Source organism: Niallia sp. Marseille-Q9988, assembly GCF_976954375.1.
The window spans coordinates 112,903-135,025 of record NZ_CDRJSZ010000009.1; the positions used below are offsets into that span (position 1 = coordinate 112,903).

The 22,123-nt window shown below is 34.0% G+C and carries 21 protein-coding genes and 1 riboswitch; of the genes, 16 read left to right on the forward strand and 5 right to left on the reverse strand.

What is annotated here, in order from left to right; all coding sequences use genetic code 11:
• Nucleotides 1-98: 98 nt before the first annotated feature.
• Both ACWNMZ_RS17180 and ACWNMZ_RS17185 read right to left on the reverse strand, forming a co-directional pair.
• Complete coding sequence (locus tag ACWNMZ_RS17180; protein WP_031538677.1) at nt 99-1,118, reverse strand: cation diffusion facilitator family transporter; 1,020 nt, start codon at nt 1,116-1,118, stop codon at nt 99-101.
• A gap of 261 nt (nt 1,119-1,379) precedes the next feature.
• Nucleotides 1,380-1,553 carry a hypothetical protein gene (locus ACWNMZ_RS17185; protein WP_192840946.1) on the reverse strand — a complete coding sequence of 58 codons (174 nt, stop codon included), beginning with the start codon at nt 1,551-1,553 and terminating at the stop codon, nt 1,380-1,382.
• Between the two features lie 340 nt (nt 1,554-1,893).
• Between ACWNMZ_RS17185 and ACWNMZ_RS17190 the strand changes: the two genes are divergently transcribed.
• On the forward strand, nt 1,894-3,555 hold the full coding sequence (locus ACWNMZ_RS17190; RefSeq protein ID WP_449598704.1) for a copper resistance CopC/CopD family protein: 1,662 nt from the start codon (nt 1,894-1,896) through the stop codon (nt 3,553-3,555).
• A gap of 259 nt (nt 3,556-3,814) precedes the next feature.
• Here the strand turns inward: ACWNMZ_RS17190 and ACWNMZ_RS17195 are convergent, their stop codons facing one another.
• Nucleotides 3,815-4,420, reverse strand: coding sequence for a biotin transporter BioY (locus ACWNMZ_RS17195; RefSeq protein ID WP_235251543.1), 606 nt, complete (start codon nt 4,418-4,420; stop codon nt 3,815-3,817).
• Nucleotides 4,421-4,569: 149 nt separating this feature from the next.
• Here ACWNMZ_RS17195 and ACWNMZ_RS17200 point away from each other — a divergent pair, with 149 nt between their 5' ends.
• From ACWNMZ_RS17200 to manA, 5 genes are all read left to right on the forward strand, one after another.
• On the forward strand, nt 4,570-4,902 hold the full coding sequence (locus tag ACWNMZ_RS17200; RefSeq protein WP_031538670.1) for a DUF3889 domain-containing protein: 333 nt from the start codon (nt 4,570-4,572) through the stop codon (nt 4,900-4,902).
• Nucleotides 4,903-4,981: 79 nt separating this feature from the next.
• On the forward strand, nt 4,982-5,701 hold the full coding sequence (locus ACWNMZ_RS17205) for an MOSC domain-containing protein (protein WP_031538668.1): 720 nt from the start codon (nt 4,982-4,984) through the stop codon (nt 5,699-5,701).
• Nucleotides 5,702-5,937: 236 nt separating this feature from the next.
• Nucleotides 5,938-6,372: a MarR family winged helix-turn-helix transcriptional regulator gene (locus tag ACWNMZ_RS17210; protein ID WP_449598705.1), complete on the forward strand. Its 435-nt coding sequence runs from the start codon at nt 5,938-5,940 to the stop codon at nt 6,370-6,372.
• Nucleotides 6,369-7,592 carry an MFS transporter gene (locus tag ACWNMZ_RS17215; protein WP_449598706.1) on the forward strand — a complete coding sequence of 408 codons (1,224 nt, stop codon included), beginning with the start codon at nt 6,369-6,371 and terminating at the stop codon, nt 7,590-7,592. The genes ACWNMZ_RS17210 and ACWNMZ_RS17215 overlap by 4 nt, the downstream gene beginning before the upstream one ends.
• Before the next feature lie 210 nt (nt 7,593-7,802).
• Nucleotides 7,803-8,747: a mannose-6-phosphate isomerase, class I gene (gene manA / locus ACWNMZ_RS17220; RefSeq protein ID WP_449598707.1), complete on the forward strand. Its 945-nt coding sequence runs from the start codon at nt 7,803-7,805 to the stop codon at nt 8,745-8,747.
• 180 nt (nt 8,748-8,927) lie between these two features.
• On the opposite strand, the gene ACWNMZ_RS17225 is transcribed toward manA, so the two are convergent.
• Nucleotides 8,928-9,719, reverse strand: a complete 792-nt coding sequence (locus tag ACWNMZ_RS17225; protein ID WP_349205254.1) for a histidinol-phosphatase HisJ family protein — start codon at nt 9,717-9,719, stop codon at nt 8,928-8,930.
• A gap of 220 nt (nt 9,720-9,939) precedes the next feature.
• On the opposite strand from ACWNMZ_RS17225, the gene ACWNMZ_RS17230 reads away from it, so the two are divergent.
• The 4 genes from ACWNMZ_RS17230 to spoIIP all read left to right on the forward strand — a co-directional run bounded on the left by ACWNMZ_RS17230 (nt 9,940) and on the right by spoIIP (nt 13,486).
• On the forward strand, nt 9,940-10,707 hold the full coding sequence (locus ACWNMZ_RS17230) for an alpha/beta hydrolase family protein (RefSeq protein ID WP_235251541.1): 768 nt from the start codon (nt 9,940-9,942) through the stop codon (nt 10,705-10,707).
• Nucleotides 10,708-11,113: 406 nt separating this feature from the next.
• Nucleotides 11,114-11,719: a lysophospholipid acyltransferase family protein gene (locus ACWNMZ_RS17235; protein ID WP_251628232.1), complete on the forward strand. Its 606-nt coding sequence runs from the start codon at nt 11,114-11,116 to the stop codon at nt 11,717-11,719.
• Nucleotides 11,716-12,135: a 3-hydroxyacyl-ACP dehydratase FabZ gene (gene fabZ, locus ACWNMZ_RS17240; protein WP_031538657.1), complete on the forward strand. Its 420-nt coding sequence runs from the start codon at nt 11,716-11,718 to the stop codon at nt 12,133-12,135. The genes ACWNMZ_RS17235 and fabZ overlap by 4 nt, the downstream gene beginning before the upstream one ends.
• A 211-nt stretch (nt 12,136-12,346) precedes the next feature.
• Nucleotides 12,347-13,486: a stage II sporulation protein P gene (gene spoIIP / locus ACWNMZ_RS17245; protein WP_031538655.1), complete on the forward strand. Its 1,140-nt coding sequence runs from the start codon at nt 12,347-12,349 to the stop codon at nt 13,484-13,486.
• A gap of 53 nt (nt 13,487-13,539) precedes the next feature.
• On the opposite strand, the gene ACWNMZ_RS17250 is transcribed toward spoIIP, so the two are convergent.
• Nucleotides 13,540-14,484 carry a tyrosine-type recombinase/integrase gene (locus ACWNMZ_RS17250; RefSeq protein WP_031538653.1) on the reverse strand — a complete coding sequence of 315 codons (945 nt, stop codon included), beginning with the start codon at nt 14,482-14,484 and terminating at the stop codon, nt 13,540-13,542.
• Between the two features lie 111 nt (nt 14,485-14,595).
• On the opposite strand from ACWNMZ_RS17250, the gene ACWNMZ_RS17255 reads away from it, so the two are divergent.
• The 6 genes from ACWNMZ_RS17255 to ACWNMZ_RS17280 all read left to right on the forward strand — a co-directional run bounded on the left by ACWNMZ_RS17255 (nt 14,596) and on the right by ACWNMZ_RS17280 (nt 21,713).
• Nucleotides 14,596-16,074 (forward strand): aminotransferase class V-fold PLP-dependent enzyme, encoded by a 1,479-nt coding sequence (locus ACWNMZ_RS17255; RefSeq protein WP_251628234.1) that lies wholly within the window; start codon nt 14,596-14,598, stop codon nt 16,072-16,074.
• A 463-nt stretch (nt 16,075-16,537) separates the two neighbouring features.
• Nucleotides 16,538-17,143, forward strand: coding sequence for a TetR/AcrR family transcriptional regulator (locus ACWNMZ_RS17260; protein WP_031538650.1), 606 nt, complete (start codon nt 16,538-16,540; stop codon nt 17,141-17,143).
• The gene (locus tag ACWNMZ_RS17265; RefSeq protein WP_231512576.1) at nt 17,127-18,389 is read left to right on the forward strand and encodes an MFS transporter; all 1,263 of its coding nucleotides are present in this window, start codon (nt 17,127-17,129) and stop codon (nt 18,387-18,389) included. The genes ACWNMZ_RS17260 and ACWNMZ_RS17265 overlap by 17 nt, the downstream gene beginning before the upstream one ends.
• Nucleotides 18,390-18,502: 113 nt before the next feature.
• Nucleotides 18,503-18,601, forward strand: a riboswitch (TPP riboswitch).
• Between the two features lie 68 nt (nt 18,602-18,669).
• Nucleotides 18,670-19,254 carry an energy-coupled thiamine transporter ThiT gene (gene thiT, locus ACWNMZ_RS17270; RefSeq protein ID WP_031538646.1) on the forward strand — a complete coding sequence of 195 codons (585 nt, stop codon included), beginning with the start codon at nt 18,670-18,672 and terminating at the stop codon, nt 19,252-19,254.
• Nucleotides 19,255-19,422: 168 nt separating this feature from the next.
• Nucleotides 19,423-19,848, forward strand: a complete 426-nt coding sequence (locus tag ACWNMZ_RS17275; RefSeq protein ID WP_311297593.1) for a GNAT family N-acetyltransferase — start codon at nt 19,423-19,425, stop codon at nt 19,846-19,848.
• A gap of 161 nt (nt 19,849-20,009) precedes the next feature.
• Nucleotides 20,010-21,713, forward strand: coding sequence for a glycosyl hydrolase family 18 protein (locus ACWNMZ_RS17280; RefSeq protein ID WP_031538643.1), 1,704 nt, complete (start codon nt 20,010-20,012; stop codon nt 21,711-21,713).
• Nucleotides 21,714-22,123: the final 410 nt, after the last annotated feature.

Sequence of the window (22,123 nt, forward strand, 5' to 3'; positions counted from 1 at the left end):
TATATTTTTCGGTCAGGGTTCTAATGAAAGAGGATAATCCTGACCTTTTCACAAATATATTATTTCACAACGATGGAAGGATGTTTACGTCAATTGAATTAATCAACATTTTTCCAAGAGGAATGTTTTTCTAGCATTTTCTTTCTTTTTTCATTTTTATGAATGGAATTTGGCCAATTTAAAATTCCATCATCCTTATCAAATTCAATGATGATATCAGAAACTCCTTTTTCTGATAGTATTTGTTTCTCTATTCGCTGTCTTATTTTATCTACTTGTTCTACCGTTAATTTGCTATCAATTTCAATGCTTAGCTCTACATGAAAATCTTCCCCCTCTTTAAATACAGCAAGCCCTTGAATATCTCTTACATCTGGATCTTTCATAGCGATGTTGCCAATTACCCCCTGCATTTCTAAATCAGCTTCACCAATCGCACCTGCTGCATTATCTAAGAACACTCTTCCAACTACAATAAACATAAGTAATCCAATAACAATAGATACGATCCCTTCTGCTTGTTTAAAATTTGTATATTCCGTTACAACAACTGCGAGGATTGCTAATATTCCTCCGGCAGTTGCAACAGAATCTTCTAAAAAAACCAATTTTGTTGCCGGTTTTGCCGATTTTAAATAGGTAAAACTAGATGAATAAAGTTTCAAACCTCTTGTTTTTACCCCAGCATTTGTGACAATTTCTTTCATAGCCTTTGTTAACACAATAAACTCAAGAGATACAGATAGAGAAAGAACGCTGATAATAAGCAAAAAGGCGGTTGATTCCTGGGGGTTAATGACATGGTCGATGCCTTCTCTGACTGTTTCATATGCCATTATTCCGACGATAAGGACGGCAAATAATAAAACAATATTTACTAGTCTGCCAAATCCACCAGGAAACCGCTTGGTAGGGGCTTTTTTGCTTAATGCCGATCCAATAAATACAAAAAATTGATTGGCTGCATCGCCAAGGGAATGCATGGTTTCTGCAAACATAGCGACATTGCCAGATAAGAAAAATGCGACTCCTTTTAAGACGGAAATAATCGTATTTACGAGTGCAGCAAGGAGAGCAGATCGATTCCCATTCTTAAGTAAAATTATCAATTCCTTCATCGTAATATAGTACCCTTCTTCCTTACTATTAGTGCTTTGGAATGGAAATAAAAAGAGAGCTTTCCAATAAATGGCCATCTTGCCTGTTAAAGATGGTTTTCATGTTTATGGAAAGCCTCGATGAGCTTCTGTATTCTTCTTTTTAGATATCTTTTATTCTGTATGTAAAAATGGGTAACAGAAGTCCCTTTTCGTAAGTCTATGGTGTTATTTACACGATCTTGAATATGTAGGTCTAAGAAGCAATCGTTCGGTTAACTATTAAGCTAATTCACTTTTTTCAACCGCACTGTTCCAATCAGGGAAATAATGTAGCGCATGGCGCATTAATTCTGGATGGCTTTGCTTTACCTTCTTTTTATTCATATTCATGCCATTTGAACGTAATTGTTGAATAGTCAACATTACTTCATCAGCAGTCATGCTAATATCCATTGACTTACCTCCTTTTTATTTTGTTCTTATTCTTTACCGCCATGAAGGAAAATATACGATATTTATATAAAAAAATTAATATATATTTCTCGGGAAAGCGCAAAATATGCTATTATTTAGACAAATAACGACTGTATTCTAGCTATTAGGTGAGAGGTTTTTTTCTTAAGAGAATGAGAGTAGGTGGAGATCGCTTAACCGTATAGGTACAATTGATTCAACTAATGGAAGTTTCATATATCAGAATAAACGGAATTATTGCCTAGTCGATCTCTTCCTTGTACGAATTGTGGTTCATTCGCTATAATTGAGTGGTGCAGGATGAACATAGAGGGACGTGATGAAAAAAGTGAAATGGAAAAAGCTACTAATGTTACAATTAGCTGCACTTATATTTTATTTTATCGGAGTTAATACAGTATCTGCCCATGCATATATTACTAATTCCACTCCTAATGAAAATGAAATATTAGAAACAGCACCGAAAAATGTTTACATAGAATTTAATGAAAAAATCCAAACTGGTTTTACGATATTAAATGTTTTAAACTCATCTGGAGAGAGAGTAGATCAGAAAAATGTTAAGATAGACCCCAAAACAGAGAAATCAATGACAGTAGATTTACAGCCAGATTTACCTAACGATATTTATACAGTTGAGTGGAGAGTAGTATCAGCAGATGGACATTCTGTTTCAGGAATGATTCCTTTTAGTATTGGAGAATTACCTGAGGGAACGGCTTTCCCAACACAACAAGAAAATGGAAATATGTTTACATTTATAAGTACAATGATAAATAAAGGCTTCCTTTATATCGGATTTTCTTTATATATGGGGATATTATTGTTCTATTTGATATGGTATAAGGGCAAGAAATTATCCAATAGTTTAATAAAAAGGACCCAAACTGTCTCGATTACAGCAATAGCATTACTAGCAATCAGTATTATCAGCTCCATTATCATACAGACACAAAGCTATGCTGGTGGAGGTTTACTAGCATCCTTAAGCATCAGTAATTTGTTGGAAACCCTGAAAAGTACGAAAGAAGGGACCATCTGGATTCTGCAAACAATCTTGTTGGTTATCCTCTATTTGAGCCATCTTTACATTTGGAAAATGGAAACATACACAGACAGAAAGCGCCTGACTATCCCTGGATTAGCGTTTTTAGGCATAATGCTCTCAAAAGCATTTCTTGGTCATCCGTCTAGTTCTCCATATGAAACGGTGGCGATTTTGTTTGATTTTACTCATTTGGTCGCAGCTTCCATTTGGCTTGGTGGGATGCTTGTCATCCTTTTATTTTTAAGGGAAGGGATTTTTGCGAGTGAAGGAGAAGGACATGATTTATATTGGTCTAGTATGGAAAGATATTCGCTATGGGCCCTTTTCTCCGTTGCTGCACTCTGTATTTCTGGAGCAATAAACGCTTCTTTATTAATACCAGATTTTCATTCATTAGTTAGCACGACATACGGGAAAGTTTTGCTTATTAAGGTGGCTTTACTAGTGTTTATGCTAATTTTCGGAGCCTATCATTTAGTTAGCAGGCTTCTTTTAAAAAAGAAAGAGTTCTATAAAGTATCGATTAAAATAGAGATTACGCTTGGAATTTTGGTATTACTGGTAACAAGCGTTTTTACCCAAATCCAAACACCAACCTTGCCAATTGATTTGCCATTTTATGAGGAAGCAGAACTAGGGTATAATGAGAATATTAGCTTATCTATTACCCCTAAAAAAACAGGTGTTCAAAATCAATATGAAGTGTTTGTATTTGATAATAGTCGAAACCCGATTGATCCAATCGAACAAATTACGATAGGCTTAATCAATGGGGAAAATGAAACATCCTTTCCTTTAACAAAAGAGAAAGAGGGGCATTACTTTGCAGAAAATCTTCTATTGAATCAGCCAGGAAATTTGGAAGTAGAAATACATGTTTTAACAGATGAATTAGAATCGCTTGATTATTCCTTTAAAATGCAAGTTAGATAATGTTTGATGGTAGGAAAAATAGGGAATGGAATAATGGAATATTTCTCGGGAAACCGCAGAAATAGACAGGATTCTTGAGTATACGGTCGTAAAATGGCGAAACAGATAGAAAATTATCGGTTTTGGTAAAATGAGTGTCCGTCATATGTATTCCAGGCATAGACGAAGCCAAACAATTACACGATAAAATCGTAATTGTTTGGCTTTTTAATTTATTGATTTTCATATTCGGCTTTTCAGTTTATCTATTTAATTTTCTTTAGTCAAATTTTTGATGTGTAGAATCTGAATGAAAATGTACTTGCAGTGAGCTTTTCTTTATTACTGAATTATATAAGCGATAACCGACTACTCCTGCGATAAAGGTAAGAATAACATCTTTTATAAGAGGGAAAGCCATCCAGGACCAAAGCAGTTGATAAGTAAACCCAGAAGGTGCCAAATACCATAATTTATATGCCATATACATCCAGCTTGTACCGATTATGTAATTGATTAATAAGCCAATAAATGCACTAAAAATAAAGTTTGGAATCGATTGTTTTTTCTCGGCAACTAAGCCAACAATAAAGGCAGTAAGAATAAAAGCTAAAATAAATCCAAAGGATGGTTTGGTTAAAATAATTAGTCCTCCAGATACTTCCGCAAATACAGGAATCCCGATAAGTCCAACAAGCATATAAACTACCATTGCAAAACTTCCTAGTCTTTTGCCTAGAAGTAGACCTGCAAGGATTGCAAAAAAGGTTTGAAGTGTAACAGGAACTCCTCCAATAACAAGAAAACTGGTTACATTTGCACCAACTGCCATAAAAGCAACAAATAATGCAATCATTGTAATATCTAAAGCTTTCCACGGTTTCAAAGTCGTCACTCCTTTTAATAATTTCCTAAAATAACTATACTTCTCTACTTTTTATATGTCAACTAATTTTTTAAAAAAGTTAACATATAAAAATACATAATTTTTTATAGAAAGTTCATACTAAATGTAGAATGAAAGGAGATGCATACATGAAAATATTAAAGTTTCCATTCATAAATATTTTATTAGTTGGTTTATTCCTTATGCAGATAAACATTCCAATCCATGCAGAAGCAGAAGGGCTACCTTCCTATGTTAAATGGGGAAGAATCGCCATGACAAAAGCACAAGAAAAATATCCTAATAGTGAAGTAACTGATTATCTGCATGTAGGCAAGGAAGATAAAAAGGGAACTTCTGTTGAAAAGTTTAAGCTTATTGTAAAAAATGATCAAAAAGAAATTGGTGTGTTTGTAAACTTAACCTTTGATACAAGAACCGAACGTTTGTTATCTGTCGACATGGAAGAAACCAAACCATAATTTTAAAAAACTCTCTAAAGTAATTGGTTTTAGAGAGTTTTTTTGTTTTAATGGAATAAGGAGAAAGGGAGGGGAAGATATGATCTTTGGAACTATCCAAAAAATTATGCGGTATCCGGTAAAATCCTTTACAGGGGAATATCTTTCAAAGGCAAAAATTATGTCATACGGAATTTATGGGGATAGAAGTCATGCATTTATTGATAAAACAAATAAGAACAAGCATTTAACCATTACGCAATTTCCTAAAATGGTTACATACAAAGCACAATTTTTAGGAGAAGAGTCGATAGAAGTTTTTCCTAAGCTAAAAGTGATAGCAAGTGATGGAGCAGAGTTTGATTGGAATGAAAAAGCATTAGTAGAAAGAATGGAAAAAGAAACAAATCGAACATTAGAGTCCATTACATATTCCCCAACCAATGTTCCAATCCCAGCGATTGAAGTAGACAATATTCTTCTTATCTCAACAGAAGCTCTTGCAGAATTATCTTCCTCATACGGTGAACCAATTGATGAGAGACGATTTAGGGGAAATATTATTTATGATCGAAAAGAGATGGGCATAAAAGAACAGGATATAATGGGGAAGCAAATTAAAATTGGTTCAGAAGTAATTCTCGAAATTAATCAATTCTGTGAAAGATGTATGATCATAACGGTTGATCCTATAACAGGAACAAGGCAGCCTCAGCTATTAAAGCAGATAGTGAAAGAAAGAAATAATCATTTCGGCATTTATGCTCGTGTTATTCAGACGGGAACCATCTATACTGGTGATCAAATGACCATTTTATAACACAAAATGCATTTCAAAACAAACTGTCCTAACATGTGAATGGCTCCTAATTAGTTAGCTCAACTACTTAGGAGTTTTTTTGATGTAATAATATGGATAGAAAGCACCTTTTTTTGAAAGCGATATCTCTCTTAATCAAACGTTTGATTAAGACCAATGTTTAAAAATAGTATTGCCTACAACCAATATACTATGATATAGTTACCTAGGTAATTAATTTTAGATCGGAGAAAGATATGAACAAGACTCATGACTTATTCCATTCTATCCAACAGCTCGCTCGACAATTTACGAAGGAATTAAATATAGCGTTAGAGCCATTTGATATATATAGTTCAGAATGGGCAATTTTATATGTATTAAAAGAGAACGGTCCACTTGCCCAAAAAGAAATTGCTGAATATTTATCGATTGAAGCTCCACCTGTTACTCGTACAGTTAAAAAGCTCGTGGAAAAAAATTATGTTCTCCAAGTAAAAGGAGAAGACAGACGCACAAATAAAGTGTTTCTAACCGATATAGCAATACAAGAATACCCAAAATGGGAAGAGGCTGTTTTACAAGCAAACAAGGGCTTACTTGCACAATTACCAGCTGAATCATGGGAATATTTACATCAAATTATATCAGGCTGGTCCCATTCATTAGCAATCAAGGAGGAAAATAAGTGAAAAAAGAAGCATTATGGACAAGGGGATTTATCCAAATATGGGTAAGTAACTTTTTTTTATTTATGACATTTTATTTTTTATTAGTTTCATTACCAATTTATGCAATTCGCGAATTAAATCAAAAACAGTCTTCAGCTGGCCTAATTGTTACGGTTTTCATTATTACAGCTATTCTCATCCGGCCAATAGCCGGTAATTTAATGCAAAAGATTGGGAAAAAGGCCATTTTCCTAACATCTTTACTTATCTTCTTAATTGCCACCGTTTTTTATTTATTTACTGACTCTCTAAGCGGTTTACTATTTGTTCGTGCCTTACATGGTATTGGATTTGGGATGGCAACAACTGCAACAGGAACAATTGTTGCGGACATTCTGCCAAGCTCCAGAAGAGGAGAAGGCATGGGGTATTATTCCATGAGCATGAATTTAGCAATGGTTATCGGTCCATTTATTGGTCTTCAGGCAATTAATTCTTGGGGAACTTCCACTCTATTTATTTTAGCAATTATTTTTGCATTCTTTGCCATTTTAACAGGCGGATTTATGAAAATTGAACATGCGCCAGAAATGGAAATGTCAAAAATAGAGCATACAGAGAAGAAAGGCATTCGATTCAATCAAATTATTGAAAATACTGCAGTGAAAATTAGTATCGTTGCGGCAATATTCGGAATCGTATATTCGTCGATACTCTCCTTTGTATCTGTTTATGCAGAGGATAAAGGCTTTATTAGTGTTTCAGGTTATTTCTTTGTTGTATATGCAATCTTTATGCTAATGGCAAGACCTTTTGCTGGAAAATGGTTTGACCGCTATGGTGCCAATAAGATTGTATATCCTTGTATTGTTTTATTCTCCGCTGGAATGATTTTGCTTGGCGTGGCTGAATCTGAATGGATGTTTTTACTTTCAGCAGCATTAATTGGATTAGGATACGGATCTATGTTTCCTTGTCTTCAAACCATTGCCATTCAAAAAGCAGCACCACATAGAAGAGGACTTGCAACGGCAACGTTCTTATCTATTTTTGATATAGGGATTGGCTTCGGTTCTTATTTAGTTGGGATTATTGGGGATGCAGTTGGCTTAAATGCATTTTATTCTTTTAGTAGTATCTATATTCTAATTGGTATTGCAGTTTATTACTATTTGCATGGGAAAACGATTAGAAAAGAAACGATTATTCCGAAAAAAGAGCAATTCAATACAGGTGCATAAAAAATCAGACTCTCCTAAAGAAATGGTAAAGTTTCTATAAGGAGAGTCTTATTTTTTGTATTAGTACAAATAATGTATGCTTTAATTTAGATAGCTAGAGGCATTTACTAATGTTCTTTCATTTTCTATTTTTGAAAATAAAATCCGTTTTAATGGAGAATATGGTAGAATAGTCTAGTAAATATTGTAAAGAAGGAGTTCCGTAATCGAATGAGAGAGCCATTATTTTTTAATCCGGTTTTTAAAGATAGAATTTGGGGCGGTACAGCATTGCGTAGCTTTGGCTATGAAATACCGAGTGAATCAACAGGGGAATGCTGGGCATTTTCCGCACACCCTCATGGACAAAGTGTTGTCAAGAATGGACCATTAGCAGGGAAAAATTTAGAACAATTATGGGAAAATCATCGTGCGCTTTTTGGAAATATGGAAGGCGATCGTTTTCCTTTATTAACAAAAATATTAGATGCAAATCAAGACTTATCTGTACAGGTTCATCCAAATGATGACTATGCAAAGGTTCATGAAAATGGAGAACTTGGCAAAACAGAGTGCTGGTACATTATTGACTGTCAGGATGGGGCAGAAATTATTTTTGGCCATCATGCTAGAACAAAAGATGAATTAGCAGCAATGATTGCTGAAAATAGATGGGATGAGTTATTAAATAAAGTTCCTGTTAAAAAAGGTGATTTCTTCTTTGTGCCAAGCGGAACAATTCATGCTATTGGGGAAGGGATTATCATTCTTGAAACCCAACAAAATTCGGATACAACATATCGTGTTTATGACTATGATCGCCGTGATGCAGAAGGAAATACTCGGGAATTACATATTGAGCAATCGATCAATGTTACGACCGTTCCACATCAATTAGCAGCAACTTCTCCATCTGTTGAACAACAAGGGGATATAGAGATTACAAGCTTTGTTGAATGTGACTATTTTACAGTTGAAAAATGGTCACTCGATGGAAAGGCAACTAAAGAGCAAAATCAAGCTTTCCTTTTATGCAGCGTAATAGAGGGAGATGGTTCTCTAACGAAGAGTGGAGAAGAATACGCATTCCAAAAAGGGGATCATTTCTTGCTTCCCAATAAATTTGGTGCATTTGAATTAAAGGGGAAAGCAGAGCTTATTGTTTCCTTTATTTAAACCGAAAGAGTGTCTCATTGGACACTCTTCTTTTCTATTAATTGTTAAATTTGCGCACACGATAAAAATTTTCCCATTAAATACTATCGGTAATCGATAGACTGACACATCCCTATGGTGTGAAGGAAAACTCTCATTAATGGTTAGGTCATTTAATGTAAATAATCCCTCTGCACTTATTTACATATCAATTCGAACAGGGTTTCTTTTTTCAAATAGATAATAAGCACTAAACCCTGCATTTTTTGCTAGATTAAGCGCTTGGATGAATCCTTCACCCACATCTTCTTTTCTATGGGAATCAGATCCAATCGTTAAAATTTCTCCACCTAGTTCTCGATAAAGCTTTAATATTTCGATAAATGGCAAAGATTCATTTAAGCTTGTTCTCCAGCCTGAAGTATTAATTTCTAACCCAATGCCTCTTTTAATAGCTGTTTTTAAAACGGAAGCAATGATATCTTCATAGTCTGAAAAGGCATAAAGTCCTCTAGTCGTATGTGCATAGCGCTTCATTAAATCAAAATGTGCAAGGACATCGATATCCGCATAGGTAACTAATTCTAGCATTTCTTTAAAATATGCTAGATAAATATCCTCTTCAGGATGTGCATTCATATATTTTCGAAGGGTTAGTCCATCAAGATTGTGAACAGAACCGAGAATATAATCAAACGGAATACTGGATAATGCGTCTTTATATTGCTCTCGCATTAAATGAGGTTCGCATAATTCAATCCCTAGCTTTATTGTAAGTTGATCTTTATAAGCAGCCTGGCATTTTTTTATATCAGCTAGATAGTTTGTCCAATTCATATGCCCAAAGGTTGGAGCATTTGGATTAACTGAAAAATGTTCTGTATAACAAATTTCATTTATTCCTTTGCTTATTGCATTTTCGCAAATTTCCATCATTATTGCTTTTGAATCAAATGAATGATTGGAATGATGATGATAATCAATATAATACATAGAAATCTCCTTTTATGATGACCGTCTATTTTGGTCAGTAGATATTTTTTTCACTAAAGCTATTTTATCATAATTATATTTTGATAAAATAAATGGTGAAAAAAGGCGAATATTTGGGATGATGAAAAAAGAATTCAGAAAATTTTTGTTTTAAACTTACTAAACAGGTAGGAATAATATATAATAAGTAATTATAAATAGTAATTAGGAGGAACTAGAAATGACTGAGGTGAAGACGATCAATTGGAAGGATGACAATATCGTACTTTCTATCGATTATCCTAAAGAAAAATATAATGACTATAAAACGGTGATTATTTGTCATGGATTAATTGGCAGTAGAATAGGTGTAGATCGGCTATTTGTAAAGACTAGTAATTTGCTTACAGAAAAAGGGTATTTAGTGATTCGGTTTGATTATAAAGGTTGTGGTGAATCGAGTGGTGAATATGGTCGTAATCGATTATCCGATTTAATAGAGCAAACAGAAGCGATTATTCAATTTGCATATGCAGAGCTTTCGATAAAGGAACTTATTTTGCTTGGTCATAGTCTCGGTGGAGCTGTTGCCTTATTTACTGCTATTAATGATTCACGAGTTAGCCGTTTAATTCAGTGGGCAGCTGTCGGAAAACCAGACTTTGATATAAGAAGAATATTTGGTACGGAAAGGTTGAGCGAATTAGCAGAAAAAGAAGTGGTTGATTTTAATGGTTATTCCTTTTATCAAACCTATTTTGAATCATTAGCAGATTTTCGTCCGTTAGAAGTCGCCGATATTTTTTCTGGTGATGTCCTATTAGCGCATGGTTCAGCAGATCAGGATATCCCCTGTTATTATATGGATGAGTATAAAAATAAGTATTTAAAGCGAGAAAAAGGAACGGTTGAAACATTACTTATTGAAAATGGAAAACATACATTTTCATCAACTAGTCAGTTTCATCCATTAATAAATGGAACAATTCATTGGTTAGAAAGTAAATAAGCAAAATACGTAAATGGTAATACATGTATCATCCATTTGCGTTGTTTGATTTTCCTTTTGAGTGACTTCCTTTAAATGGGATATATAAAATTCTATTTATGATTATTACTATATAGATAGTGCCTATTTGTAGTACTTAGACACTATTTTTTTTAGCAATAATGAGATATAATAAGTTGGTAGTGAATAAATATAGTAGCTACTACTAATAGTAGATGTTGAAAAGATTGAATTTATCAGTGGCTGTTTTTTGAGGAATGAGTATTATCTCTTTTTAAAATACTTTCATATAGGGAAACTTTACATAAAGTGCAACTTCTAGCAATGAGGGGCCTTCATACCCGCTGTTAGTTAGTAGAACCGATGGGATAATTAAGTTATTTTGCACAAAAAGGAGAAAGAAAAAATGTATGCATTTACGAGTCGATTTGCTAATGTAGTGTTAAAAATCTTTGGAAGAACAAAGGTTATTAATAAGGATAAATTACCGAAGGACACCGGTTATGTCGTTTCCTGTTCTCATACTGGATGGATAGACGTTGTTGCTCTTGGCACTTCTTTACTGCCAAATGAGATTCATTTTATGGCGAAGAAAGAGCTATTTGCTAAACCGCAAGCAGCTAAATTCCTCCATAGCATTAATGCTTTTCCAGTCGATAGAGAAAATCCTGGTCCAAGTAGTATTAAAACACCAGTTAAACTATTAAAGGAAAAAAAGATAGTCGGAATATTTCCAAGCGGCACAAGATCGTCAGAGGATGTGCCTTTGAAAAAAGGCGCGGCTACTATTGCTAATTTGGCAAGAGTTCCACTTGTACCAGCTGCATATAGTGGACCAACGGATTTAAAAGGACTGTTAAGCGGTAAAAAAATTCATGTCATATTTGGCGATCCTATTTCGTTAAAAAATGAGGACGGAACGAAGAAAGATCCATCAGACATAACAACGGAATTAAGTAATGTCATGGCTGAGCTACAAAATGAATTAAATAAACTAGGTGGTAAGAAATGATGAATCTACAGAAAGTGAAGGATATATTAAATCGGTATCCTCTGCCTCTAGTGGATGAAATATTAGAATTGCAAGAAGGAAAATTGGCTGTAGGTGTAAAGCAAATTAATAAGGAAGATACATTTGCAAATGGACAAAACCCCAATAATCCTATCATGCCAGGAGTCCTAATTATTGAAGCTATTGCTCAAGTTTCAGCAGTAGCCATTCATAGTGAAGAAAAGCATAGTAATAAATTTGCCTTGTTAGCAGGCATTAATCATTCAAGAATTCGAAAGCCTGTTTTTCCTGGTGATGAGCTTTGTATGGAAGTTATCGTGGAAAAGGTGAAAAATAGCTTTGCGAAAGCAAAGGGCAAAGCTACGGTAGCTGGAGAATTAATCTGCGAAGCGGAGTTTCTTTTTTCATTTCAATAAAATAGAAAAATGAAGTCACGGTCCTAGAGCATATGTATTTGGGCCGTGACTTTATTTATTGTATAAAATAATTTTACGCATCCAACTTATTTATAAAAATTCCAATCCTTCCTTAAAATAATGACCATTCCCTATCAAATATTTCATAGATTACAAGACTATTTTCTAGTAAGAAGGCATATATCTGTATGAGAAAGGGGATGTACCTATTATGCAAACCTCCAAAACGCGTACATTAATCCAATATTTGAATACAACAATATTAGGAATCATCCTAATGTTTATCCTTATTGCTGGAATTACAACTTCTATTTTTTCTTTCAAATTGACTTCAGATAATGTTGCCAGTATTTTAAAGTCTGTCAATACTACGGAAATTTATACGGAAATATTTCATAGTGAAAATCATCTTTTTCCAAAATCAGATGGAAAGGGACTTTCATTAGGCAATATTCTGTTCCAAATTGCCACCAATATTCGTTTAGATGACACGCGAACACTTTTAGGAAGAGAACTTCCTGCCTTAACTTTTTTTCATACCGAAATTGTTGTTGCAGAGGAAGGGACAAGCCTTGCTAATCTTCCATTTGAGTCTACTCCTTCTGAAGAGCTTATGAAAAACCCTAAAGAAGTAGATGAGGAAAAAGTGGAGAAGGAAGAAAAGCCTTCAGAGAATAAAGCACCAGTAACAGAGCCTAAAAATAAAACAGTTTTAGTTTATAATACGCATAATCTAGAAGCATATTTGCCACTATTGAAGAATGCAAATGAAAATGAAGCAGTAAGCTCCGATGAACGAGCAAATGTTGTTGGATTAAGTAATAAACTAAGTAATCTATTACAAGATGAGGGAATTGGAGTTCAACTAGATAAAACGAATATTAACCAAAAACTTCTTGATAGAGGATGGAACTATTTTTCATCTTATAGCGTATCAAAGGAAGTGGTTGAGACAGCAGTTAGCGAAAATAAACATTTAAACTATTTAATTGATATACATCGAGATTCAGCTAGGAAAAAAACGACAACAGCAACAATTGAAGGAAAAAGCTATGCAAAACTATTATTCATTATTGGCGATGCAAATAAAGGATATGAAAAAAACCAGGAATTTGCGAAAAAGCTTCATGCTGAATTGGATAAAAAATATCCTGGAATTTCAAGAGGTGTATTCTTAAAAGGAAAAGAAGAAGGAAATGGGGTATATAATCAAAACTTCTCTGATCGTGCTATTCTTTTAGAAGTAGGTGGAGTAGACAATACACAAGCAGAATTGAATCGAAGCATGGAAGCATTTGCTGACATATTCAGCAAAGTATATTGGGAAGAAAATGATGCAACACAGCAGTAATAATAAAAAAGATGGATCTTCACTTAAATTTGAGGTCCATCTTTTTTATTCATTCAATCATTTATTTTACTCAGTAAATATTGTTTATACCTTCTTAGTGCCGCTTCACTTGTTAAATGAAATTGGCGCATTACCTTCTCATCACTTGCTCCTGTTGCTAATGCCTCTAATATAGCTGCATTTCGAAGATTGACAGCAGAAATTTTACGTAAGCCTGCTCTTCTTACTTCATCTTTAATCATTTCTTGAATTGCACGGACAGATAGTGCTTTTGGTTTTTGCCGATCATAATCATATTGGAAGGAATATGAGATATTGTTGAAAGCTATAAATACAGGATCATTGGAATAATATTTTGGGCGAAACGCTTCCGGTATAGAAAAATAGTAATCTCGTAATTTAGTCATTATATCATGAGAAAGTGGAAGAGTTAACGGAGCATCCTCTCTATTGAGGGTAAGCTCTCCTTGTGCTAAGTTTAAATCTTTCATCTTGATACGATATATATCGATAGGTGTTAGTCCAAAGTTTTTTAATATAGCCACGATTGTCCAATTTCTTGATAGCAGATAATTTCTAGCTGATTTTTTGGTGCTTTCTATATCCTTTATTAACAGATGCTGCAATAATTTATTATATTCTTCGCTTGTAATAAAGTCTTTTGTGGTTAGAGGACGTAGTGGAGACGCTTCTGCTAGTTTATGAATTTCATGTGCGCAAACACATTGATGGTAAATCATTAATCGGCTTAGTACAGATGCAAGGCGGCGAATAGTAGCTTGTGATAATTGCTTATCCTTTAAATAATGAAAGTAAGCGCGAATATCATCGGCACGCAAAGCTTTAATTGTTTCGAATTTAGTGTTTTCTTTGTATATATCGAGCCAGCTAAAGAATTTCTTTAAGTCAGATTCATACTGTTTTAATGTAAGTTTGCTCCGTCCAGACTGGTTTAAGTTCTCCATATAATCAAGTGCATAATCAGGCAAGGTAATCATTTGTTATGTTCCATCCTTCTTATGAATTTTTTTCAAACAATTCGAAATGCAATAACCCCTCTTCTCATTTTGACATAGGTTAAAGAAGGAGAGAGAAAGGGGATTTTTAAATTGATCAGAATTAAAGTTGGTGAGTCTGTATACCAATATCATACTAAATTGGAGCACTATTTTTCAAAAATTAAGCATAATATCATTGGAAATAATTTAACCTTTTCTACACCTTATGGAAATCAAAAGCTGCTCTATGCGGATTGGACAGCAAGTGGCAGATTATATAAGACTATTGAGGATAAGATTACAAAAAACCTTGGCCCGTATGTTGCCAATACACATACTGAATCAAATATAACGGGAACTTATATGACAAAAGCATATACGGATGCAAAACGAATCATCAAAAAGCATGTTCATGCAGATGAGAATGATATTATATTATTTGATGGCTTTGGTATGACAGGAGTGGTCAACAAACTGCAAAGAATAATGGGTTTAAAGAATACTTGTTTTACTAACGAAAAAATAGCTGTAGTTTTTGTCACACATATGGAACATCATTCTAATTATTTATCCTGGCTTGAGACAAATGCAGAAGTCATCATGATAAAGCCGAATGCAAATGGAGATGTAAATAGAGAGCATTTAGAATCCTTGCTAGAGCAATATAAGGACATACCATTAAAAATAGGGGCATTTACAGCGTGTTCCAATGTTACTGGAAGGAAAACGAATTACCATGAGCTTGCGAAAATTATGCATCAGCATAAAGGTTATTGCTTTGTCGATTTTGCTGCTTCAGCTCCGTATGTAGCAATGAATATGCATCCTGATAATAAAGAGGAACGATTAGATGCTGTTTATTTCTCCCCTCATAAATTCCTGGGAGGTCCTGGAACGAGTGGCGTGCTTGTCATGTCAAGGAATCTCATTTATTCGAATATACCAGATCATCCAGGCGGAGGAACAGTAGATTATACAAATGAATGGGGAGATATTCTTTATAAAAAAGAGGACGAAGAGAGAGAAGATGGTGGAACACCAGGATTTCTACAAGCTATTAAAACAGCATTATGTATTCAATTAAAAGAAGCGATGGGAATAGAAAGAATAGAGAAAAGGGAGAAAGAATTAGTACAGCTAGCAATGACTGAACTTAAAAAAATAAAAAAACTACGAATTCTTGAAGCAGAAAACGAAGATAGATTAGGGATTATCTCCATTATTTGCGAAGATATTCACTATGATTTAGTCGCACAGTTACTGAATGATCGTTTTGGTATTCAAGTAAGAGGTGGTTGTTCATGTGCAGGGCCATATGGGCATTATTTACTATCTATTACAAAAGAACATTCCAAAGAAATAAGTAAAGAAATACAAGAGGGAAATTTTTCGCATAAGCCAGGCTGGGTGCGAATTTCCCTTCATCCAACAATGAGCAATGAGGATATCTATTTTATTGTTGGAGCTATTAAAAAGATAATAAATCATCATGAAGAATGGAAAAAAGATTATATTACTACACCGTCAAATGGTGAGTATCCAGCATTAAGAAGAGGCGAAATCGACTTGAAGGATTTGTTTGTGATATAAGTTGCATCAACGAAAGCCTTAAAAAAAGAAGATTGGATAAAAGTATTTCACCCCATGTTAAAACCAAAAAATCACACGAAAGTGATTGTTTGGTTTTTTATTAGTTTTTAAAAATGCTGTATCATTTTTCCCCTTAGCCGGAATATTCTTCACTATCTGTGTGGCTAAGGAGGCTTGAGTTGCTCCCCTGTGTATCGAGTGTTTGTAGCGTAATAAAACGAATTAGGTTATTATACTTGACTATATTTAAAAAAAGAAATTCTCAGCAGTAGATGAGATGAATGAAGCTTTATTTAAGAGCAACATTAAAGATTCTTCGTCTTTTACAGCTTCTCTATTTCATTTTGTCTCTGTTTAGAGGGGGAGTAAATAGATTGAAAATTTAATAAAATATTGACTACCAATATTTTCTTTTATATAATATGATTGATTAATCAATCAATTAAAAAGAATGGAGATTTATATGGCCAAACCACGATCTGAACAAAAGAAAGATGATATTTTTAAGGCAGCGTTAAAATTGTTTTCACATAATGGTTTTAGTAAAACAACTATTAAGGATATTGCTGCAGAAGCTGGTGTTAGTTTTGGAACCGTATTTACTTATTATGAAAACAAGGATGCTTTGTTTACAGAATGCGTTAATAGACCTCTGCAATTATTTAAAGAGGTTATAAATGAAACCAAGAAAGACCTTGCCGATTTAACCGAAGAAAAATTAAAAGATATTATTCGAAAACATCTTGATTTATTTATGGAGTCAGAAAAAGAACTCCGCATTGTCCAATATGTGATTGGACAGCCAGATAGGTTCTCTGAAATTAATGCACTAGACGAATTTGTCGTACTTTTTTTAGGTTATATTCAAGAAATAGTTCATACAGGAATGGAAAAGGGCTTTTTACCAAAAAGTAATCCTGAAGAGGTTGGTTATGGATACCTAGCATTCTTAATGGGGGCAAGGTTAACCTATTCAGATCAAGCCTACCCTATGTTTACGCGTGCATTTACAAATCAAGCCTATCGCTTATTTGGAATGGAAGGGAAATGTGATGATGAAAACATTTAGTCAATTGCATATTTCTCTTCGTATTCGCATGTATTTACAGTTTGTTACTTCTTTAACATCTAGTGCAATAATCCCTTATATTTCTGTTTATTTTAGTTCATTAATTGGAACTACGATAACCGGAGTAATTGTTATCATAGTCATCTTATCTGGTATAATTGGCGCATTAATTGGTGGCTACTTATCAGACAGAATCGGCAGAAGAAAAATGATGATAATTGCAGAACTAGGGGTAGGTATAACCTATCTTGTCATTGCAGCCTTTAATTCACCATGGATTAATCTTCCATATATTAGTGCTGGTTTATTTATGATTAATTTATTTTTTAATGGCATGTTTTTCCCCGCTTCTACTGCAATGATTCATGATTTAGTATTAGCAGAGCAACGGAAATTTGTTTTTACAGCGATGTACTGGCTAGCTAATTTAGCAACAGCACTTGGAACCATTACAGGGGCTTTTTTCTTTATGGACTATCATTTCTATTTCTTCTTTTCAGTCGGCCTTGTTTCAATTATATCTAGCTTCATTACTTATCTATTTATTAAAGAATCGCTAATGAAAAGGCATGATATAAGGAATGCTCATACATCCAAATCTACTATTTGGTCTAATTATCAATATGTTTGGAAGGACCAAACTTTTATGCTTTATTTACTTTCCTGTTTACTTATCTTTTCTCTTGAGAATCATTTAACGAATTATATCGCCATTCATTTAAGAGATACGATGGAAGATACTATTCTCTTCGGTATTCTTCCTGTTAATGGCATAAATATGGTGGGGATTCTTCATGCGGAAAATACCATATTTGTAGTTTTTTGTGTGGGTATGGTTACTTGGATGATGAAAAAACTATCTGACTATAAGCAATATTTTATTGGCATGTGTTTATTTGTTGTTAGTTATTGTATTCTAACCTATATTTCTTCACCAGTATGGCTTATTATTATCATGCTGTTTATTTCAATAGGTGAATTAATGTATGTTCCGATTAATCAAAGCATCCTTGCAGATTTAGTGAATGAAAATTACCGAAGTTCTTATTTAGCTTTAAATGGATTAATTGGTCAAGGACAAATGATTTTAGCTGGACTAGCCATTACGATAAGCAGTAAGCTATCCGCCTTAACAATGTCTTTAGGATTATTCTCATTTGGGATAGTAGGGTTGTTATTAATGGGTTATGTTGTTAAAAAAGAAACTAATTCTAAAAAGCAAGTGAACATAACAGAAATAATTTAATAAAATTCTACTATTATTTTTGTTGTATACTTTAAAGTTTGAATATTCTTTATTTAAGGAAAAGGCCTATTTAAATGAAAATTTATGCTATAATAACTATAATTTGATAATAAGCAAACCACAAGGGGAGCGTAATGCTGAGAGTGATCAATAGATCTGACCCTTCGAACCTGTTAGTTAATTCTAACGTAGGAATGTGGGAAGAGTTCATATAGTATGCTATATAATTCATTTCGCGCGTTAGTTCTCCTTTTGGTCTGCAAAAAAAGGAGTTTTTTTTATGAAAAATATGAGATTAGTTGTCATGATAGAAGTGGCAATCATGGCTGCCATTGCACTTATTCTAGATTTATTGCCATCCATTCCCGTTTTTAACACATCCATTTCTTTTGCAATGGTACCTATTTTTATCGTAGCTTTTCGCTGGGGCTTTAAAGCTAGCACTATTGCAGGTTTCTTATGGGGCGTTTTACAAATAGTTGTCGGTGATCTGCAGGCATTAAGTTTTTGGCAAGTAATTTTAGAATATTTATTTGCTTTTGCATGTATTGGATTTGCTGGATTATTTGCTTCATCTATTCAAAATGCTTTAAAAACGGAACAAAAGGGATTAGCGACTGGCTTAATTATTTTGGCAGTGGTTGTTGGTGGATTTACTCGCTATATTTGGCATTTCATTGCAGGTGTGACTATTTGGGCGAGCTATGCACCAGAAGGAATGTCACCATTTATCAATTCCTTGATTGTAAACGGTGGTTCATACTTAGGAGCAACAATACTATGTTCTATAATCCTCGTTCTTTTATTAATTTCAGCACCACGGATTGTGCTTGATAGACCATCAAATGGGATAGCGAAAAAATAAGGTCCGTATTAAGTATCAAAAGGCACTCCTGAGGGAGCGCCTTTTTTGTGGTATAATATTACAAAAAAGAATCTGTTGATGAAAGAAATGCATCGATAATAATGATAGTAAAATGCTTTTCACACTCTTAAACCAGTAAGACTCTACAGGAAAGAAGGTTAAAACAATATGATGATTACGTTAAAAAATGGGATAGAAATTCAAATTCGTTCCTATAAAGAAGCTGACTTTTCGTCGATTCACACCTTAAATGAACAAGAAGCATGGAGCAATCTAGTGAAGAAAAAGGATGATGCAAAAGCTGCTTGGAATCATTCGAATATTGCTTATGTTGCAACTGTTGATGATAAAATAATAGGCTATATTAGAGGAATCACCGATCAATCGATAACTCTATTCATTTGCGAATTACTCATTGACCAAACTTATAGGGGATTAGGCGTGGGGCAGGAACTCCTATACTATGTACATAGCTTATATCCAACTACTAGAGTAGAAATGCTTGCTTCTAGTACTTCTCAAACCTATTATGAAAACAAAGGTTTTCGCCCTTTTTATGGATTTAGAAAAACGTTTGCTGAATGGAATAGATGATTTTGTATAATACATATAATTTGATTAGTAGGAAAGGAGAGCCATCTGTTGGATGGTTCTTTTTTTGTCGAATTATATGTTAATATGAAACTAGGGATATTCCCAATACGTCTATTATTCTAGTAACTCGACTTTCCATGAACAACTCCAAGGAGGAACAAATGACAGAAATAAATTATTCGTTTCAGAAAAAACCAACAAATAAAAAAGTAATTGTTGGTCTTATTATAGCGGTTTTAGTAGTAGTTATATCCATTATTTTGCTTTTTCTCTATCCGTTTGGTAATAAGGAGAAAGTGGATTACTTTCAAGGAGAAAATCCAGTTTTATTGAATGGTGAACAAATTGGGAATGCTATTTTTGATAAAGATACAGTATATTTACCATTAAGTATTTGGCAGGAAAAAATAGATGGAAGTATCACATATGATGAAAATAGTAATTCTGTTATTGTGACGACAAAAGATAAAGTTATTCAGTTTCCAACTGATTCTGTTTCTTATTATGTTAATGATAAGAATACAGAGCTTTCCTTTCAGCCTTTAAAAGATGAGGACGGGACAATTTATGTGGCATTAGATCCATTAGCTACGTTTTATCCGATTAAATATACGATTTTAGAAAAAGAACAAGTAGTACTCTTGGAAGAGAATGGACAAGAAAGAGCGGATGGAACATTTACTTCTAAAAAAGTCAGGCAGGATTTCACCAAATTGCGTTCTGGTGCAACATTATCTGCTCCTTATACGGATGAGTTAGTTCCTGGTGAACAGGTAACGATTGAAAATGAAGTAGAAGATTTCTATTTTGTCAGAAAAGAGAATGGAATCGCAGGTTTCGTAAAAAAGAAATACGTGAAAAAAGGAAAATCAGAAGTAGTTCAGGTCGAATTAGAACAGCTGGAACCAAAGCTGAACAAAATCGATGGACCAATTCAATTGACCTGGGAAGCAGTATATTCAAGAAATCCAGACACTTCAAGCATTCCAAAAATGAGCGGAGTAAATGTTGTGTCTCCAACATGGTTTAAGCTTTCTGGAAATGATGGGAATGTATCAAATTTAGGGTCAACAGCCTATGTAGATTGGGCACATAAACAGGGTTATCAAGTATGGGGGTTATTCTCCAATGATTTTGATCCGGATAAAACACATGAAGTTTTAAAGGATTATCAAAAAAGACAGACCGTTATTAGGCAGCTTTTGGTCTACAGTGAAATGTATAAATTAGATGGTCTTAATATCGATATTGAGAATGTTCGCGAAGAAGATGGGAAATATGTAACACAGTTTGTTCGAGAAGCAACGCCCTATTTACATGAGGCAGGCATTACGGTTTCGATGGATATTACCTTTATTGCAGACGGAAATTATTCTGCATTCCTGCAAAGAGACCATTTGGCAGAAATAGTCGATTATCTTATTGTGATGGCATATGATGAACATTGGGCAACAAGTCCGATTTCTGGAAGTGTTGCGAGTTTCCCTTGGGTGGAAGCAAATTTAGAAACCTTACTTGATGTTGTACCAAGTGATAAGCTCGTTTTAGGAGTACCGTTATATGCACGATTGTGGGAGGAGAAAGAAAATGGAGAAGTTTCTTCTAAATCCCTTTCCATGGCAAGTGTGGAGGAATGGTTAAAAGAGCATAATGTTACTCCAACATATGACGAAGTTAGTGGTCAAAACTACGGGGAATATGTTGATAAAGAAACAAAATCAACGTACAAAATTTGGCTAGAGGATGAATTATCCTTGGCGAAAAGAGCTGAATTAGTAGAAAAGTATAATTTAGCTGGTCTTGGAAGCTGGTCGCGGACTTTTGCCAATGAAACAGCTTGGACAGCATTAACGTTAGAGAAGTAGGAGCAATAACAGAAAAAAACCTTTTTCTTAAATTGGAAAGTGGTTTTTTTCATGTCTTTTTATATTTTAAATAACTTCACTATATTTTGTAGTTCATCTGCTAATTGAGCAAGCGCTAAAGAGGAATTGAACTTCTTCAGAAGTTTTCTTCATCGTATCGATGGTCGTTTCCGTGTCATTTTGAATGATTTGGATAAGCTTTGCAATATTTTCTGTTGAAGAAGTAGACTCTTCTGCGACTTGAACAGGAGAATAATTGATTGTTAAAAGTTGGATGATAGTGAAATGATTATTCTTTTAGGAACTTCTAATCTATTTAAAGAAGGAGTAAAGAAACAGTTAGACAGTTCAACAAGAGCTACCAAAGTTGCATGTTGGTGATGATAATCCAATATTTAATTCATGGATCA